The organism is Ectopseudomonas toyotomiensis (genome assembly GCF_900115695.1).
Lineage (GTDB): Bacteria > Pseudomonadota > Gammaproteobacteria > Pseudomonadales > Pseudomonadaceae > Aquipseudomonas > Aquipseudomonas toyotomiensis.
This window is the reverse complement of sequence record NZ_FOXK01000034.1, coordinates 1-1437: the sequence shown is the minus strand read 5'-3', so window position 1 is coordinate 1437 and position 1437 is coordinate 1. Positions and strand designations below refer to the sequence as shown.

Here is a 1437-nt window from a genome sequence, read left to right as displayed (position 1 = left end):
TTATATTTTCCCATATAAATATATAATGTCAAGAAAGTCGGAGGAACTTTTTAAATATATTTTCAATGGTTAAGTGTAAATAACCATTATGCAAAACGCACTGAAAAACTTCGTTTTATGATTTGCTTCGCTTCGCTCTTCAAATCTGCGAACTTCGTTCGCTTATTCCAGTGGTTTTAGCCCGTTAGGGCGTGCTCTGCTGCACTCGAAAAAGTTTTCAAGTCTTCTTATAAATACTTAAAAGATACTTAGGACAGTTATTTAAGGTTGTTTTTAAGCCAAAATTTAGGGTCATATATGTATGGCTCTATGATGTTTATATGTATGGCTATATGATAGATATATGTATGACCATATGATGGATATGGGGGTGGCTCTATGATGTGTATATGTATGGCTATATGAAACACTATAATGCTGGGCGGTATATGTAGTGCTGTTCTGTTGACTTATTGAAATTATATGGTTTGATATAACTATATAATCAAATAAGGAGCAATATGACATACATATTTAACAGTTTACAAAGTGAAAAAGAAATATACGCACAAGATGACTTTGTTTCTTTTGCTAAATCAATTCTTCATCTCCCAATATTCCAGTCCGTGACTACTGGAAAGAAAATAAGAAAAGAAATAATCATTGATAGATTTTATGGTTTCCACAATGTGGAAATGCGTTTCTATCCATTATCTGTAAATTTCGATTTTGATGTTTTTTATTATCTGCTCAAAATGAAGTTAAAAAGTGATAGATTGACTTTCACGATTAACTTAAATCATTTTATGAAATTTCATAAAGTGCATCCAAGCAACAAAAAAATTTACATAGAAAAGATACATAAGTCATTGGAGAATATGCTTGATTTCTATCTTGCGTTTAGTTATGGCCCAAAAACATATAAATGCCATTTACTTACACATGTAGAAGAAAATAAAGAAAACAGAGAAGAAATAAAAATTACTTTCAGTAAATTCTTTGAACAGTTTTATGAATATGATGCAAATCTAATCTTTAACATTTGTTTGAGCGACTACAAGAAAATAAAGAGCGATTACGCCAAAATACTTTTTATGTTCTACACAACAAACCAATTCAATAATTCAACATTTAAGTTGAGCGAAATATTGAAAAGACTTCAAGCTGAGAGCCAAGTTAAAAATGAAGTATTGAGAAAAATCAACAAGGCACACCAAGAATTGATAGACCTTAAATTCCTTAAAGCAGTTGAGACGATTAAACCTGAAAAAGAAATTGAAGGTTATAAAGTGTCTTTTCCAAAAAGAAGAGAAGGTTTTTTACCAACGGTTGCAGAAAAACCTAAAAGCAATACTGATGAATCATCTATCTGTGATGAAGAATTACCATTTTAATTAACAACATAAGGACTATATGAGAAATGAAATTAAAGCAATATTAGCAGCAACAATGATGATT

At 30.2% G+C, this 1437-nt stretch carries 1 protein-coding gene; it reads left to right on the top strand.

Annotation, left to right across the window (positions count from 1 at the left end):
• The first annotated feature begins 500 nt into the window (after positions 1 to 500).
• Positions 501 to 1373 (top strand): hypothetical protein, encoded by an 873-nt coding sequence (locus tag BM186_RS26525; RefSeq protein ID WP_139228048.1) that lies wholly within the window; start codon positions 501 to 503, stop codon positions 1371 to 1373.
• The last annotated feature ends 64 nt before the right edge of the window (positions 1374 to 1437 follow it).